3 protein-coding genes are annotated in these 2,626 nt (G+C 61.3%); 1 reads left to right on the top strand and 2 read right to left on the bottom strand.

Annotated elements, in window-relative coordinates; all coding sequences use genetic code 11:
* Positions 1 to 698, bottom strand: a 698-nt coding sequence (locus ACILRN_RS16570; protein WP_395690065.1) for an aminotransferase class III-fold pyridoxal phosphate-dependent enzyme, incomplete at its 3' end; no start/stop codon positions are given.
* A 92-nt stretch (positions 699 to 790) separates the two neighbouring features.
* On the opposite strand from ACILRN_RS16570, the gene ACILRN_RS16575 reads away from it, so the two are divergent.
* The gene (locus tag ACILRN_RS16575; RefSeq protein WP_395690066.1) at positions 791 to 1,636 is read left to right on the top strand and encodes a D-amino-acid transaminase; all 846 of its coding nucleotides are present in this window, start codon (positions 791 to 793) and stop codon (positions 1,634 to 1,636) included.
* Positions 1,637 to 1,757: 121 nt separating this feature from the next.
* Here ACILRN_RS16575 and ACILRN_RS16580 read toward each other — a convergent pair.
* A partial coding sequence (locus tag ACILRN_RS16580; RefSeq protein ID WP_395690067.1) for a GMC oxidoreductase occupies positions 1,758 to 2,626 on the bottom strand: 869 nt, incomplete at its 5' end.

Consider the following 2,626-nt stretch of genomic DNA (forward strand, 5'->3'; position numbering starts at 1 on the left):
GCCAATACGCAGGCCACGTCGCGCTCGCGCAGCGCCGCCTCGAGCGCGGCAACATCGTTGAACTCGACCACCCTGGTGAATTGAGTGAGATCGCGCACTTCGCCGATCAGCGCCGGGTCGGCATGTGGCGTGCCGCCGTCAATCGTCACATAGGTATCGTCCACCGCCCCGTGGTAGCAATGATTGAACACGAGTATCTTGTTTCGTCCGGTCACGGCACGGCACCATTTGATCACGGCCCGATTGGCGTCCGAGGCCGTGGTTGCCACCTGCCAGCAAGGCAGTCCGAATCGGTCGTGCAGAAGTTCACCCACCACTGCCGCATCGGGCGAGGGCATCATGGTGGTCAGGCCATTGCTGGCTGCGGTCCTGAGTGCGTCAACCAGCGCAGGTGGTGAATGGCCGAACATCGCGCCGGTGTCGCCGAGGCAGAAGTCGATGTAGTGATTGCCGTCGGCATCTGTCACATCCACGCCGCGGGCCTGCTCCACGAACAACGGAAAAGCCGTTCCCCAGTCGACCATCCAGTGCAGGGGAACACCCTTCAGCCAGGATCCGGCTGAAGCCTCTGCGAGGCTCCGTGAGCGGGGATTGCGCTGGATGAACAGGGCCTCTTCGCGGGCCAGCATGGCCGTGATCGCGGTTTCCGCAATGGGGCGCGGCATGATGTCCTTCATGGCTGTTGGCGTCAGGATCATGTCCTAGCTGGCAAGCCGGATGGCCACAACCCCCATGGATTTGCGCGCTGGAATCATGCTTAGAGGCGTATGGCAAGGGAAAGGCACGAGCCATGGTGCGCACCGTCTTCGTGAACGGCGAATATCTTCCGGAAGCAGAAGCGAAAATATCGATCTTTGATCGTGGCTTCCTGTTTGCTGATGGCGTTTACGAGGTCTCGGCCGTGGTCAACGGCGTACTGGTTGATTACTCCGCCCACACCGACAGGCTTGAGCGCTCGCTGCGTGAACTGCGCATGGACTGGCCATGCAGCCGCACAGAGCTCGAGGCGATGCATTTCGAATTGATCCGCCGCAACGCTCTCCAGGAGGGTATCGTCTACATGCAGGTCACGCGGGGCGCGGCCGACCGCAGCTTTAACTTCCCCAGACCAGCGCCGAAGCCAAGCCTGATTGCCTTTACGCAATCCATGTCGCTGGTGCACAATCCCAACGCGGCGACGGGGGTCAAGGTCATCACCACGCCCGATCTGCGTTGGGCAAGGCGCGACATCAAGACGGTGATGCTGCTTGCTCCCGTGCTTGGCAAGCAGGAGGCCTACGAGAAGGGCGCCCATGAGGCTTGGATGATCGAAGATGGGTTCATTACGGAGGGCGCCTCGTCCAATGCCTATATCGTGAAGGATGGCAAGGTCATCACCCGTGGTCTGTCGAACGAGATCCTCGCCGGCTGCACGCGCCGGGCCCTGTTTCGCCTGGCCGCCGAACACGGTGTGGAAATTGTTGAGCGCAAGTTCACCCCTGAGGAGGCCCGTGCGGCGGACGAGGCCTTCCTTACCTCTGCCTCGCAGTTCGTCATGCCGGTCGTCGAGATCGATGCTCAGCGCATTGGCGGCGGCCAGCCGGGCCCCGTCGTCAGGAAGCTGCGTGAGCTGTTCCTGGCCGAGGCCGGGGCCTGAGGCGGGCCTGCCGCCGGAAAGGAATTCACAATGTCAATCAGCAAGGTCGCGCGCTGAAAGACATCTAGCATGAAATAGGAATAAAAGTCAAGGAATATTTTCCGCAACCGTCGCCACGGTCTCACCTTTGGCTGGTTTTCCAGTCGGGGTTGATCCACGGTTCCTGATTCGAGGGCGGCAGCGGGTCCCGGCCAAGGATGTGGTCGCTTGCCTTTTCGCCGATCATGATGGTGGGCGCATTGAGATTGCCATTGGTGACTTGCGGCATGATCGAGGAGTCGGCAACCCGCAGGCCCTCCGTGCCGATCACGCGGCACTCAGGGTCAACCACGGCCATCGGGTCGCTGGCTGCGCCCATGCGGCAGGTGCCGCAAGGGTGATAGGCGCTTTCGCAATGGGCGCGCACGAATGCGTCGATGTCGGCATCTGTCTGAACTTCAGGCCCGGGCTGTATTTCGTCCTCCGCGTAGCGCTGCATGGCCGGCTGGCGGAACAATTCGCGCGTGAGCCTCACGGCCCGGCGCCATTCCGGCATGTCGTCCGGGTGAGTGAGGTAGTTGAACAGGATGCGGGCGCTGGCGTTTGGATCACTGCTCTGTACACGGATGAAACCTCTGGATTTTGAGCGCATCGGTCCGACATGTACCTGGAAACCGTGTCCGGGAAAGGCGGTCTTTCCATCGTAGCGCATGGCGGCAGGCAGGAAGTGATACTGGATGTCGGGATATTCGATACCGGCTGCCGAACGGATGAAGCCGCAGGACTCGAAGTGGTTGGTGGCGCCAAGGCCGGTCTTGAACAGCAGCCATTCGGCGCCAATCAGGGCTTTTGAAAACAGATTCAGCTTCGAATACAGCGTCACTGGCTCCCGGCAGCGGACCTGGAAATAGATTTCGAGGTGATCCTGCAGATTCTCGCCGACGCCCGGCAGGGCGTGGATGACGGGAATGCCGGCCGTTTTCAGCACATCGGGCGCACCGATGCCGGACA

Origin of the sequence: Aestuariivirga sp., assembly GCF_044238155.1 — a bacterium.
Taxonomy (GTDB): domain Bacteria; phylum Pseudomonadota; class Alphaproteobacteria; order Rhizobiales; family Aestuariivirgaceae; genus Aestuariivirga.

Bases quoted from the DNA above. Each gene is read 5' to 3' on its own strand.
- ACILRN_RS16575 (WP_395690066.1), top strand. From the start codon at position 791: ATGGTGCGCACCGTCTTCGTGAACGGCGAATATCTTCCGGAAGCAGAA.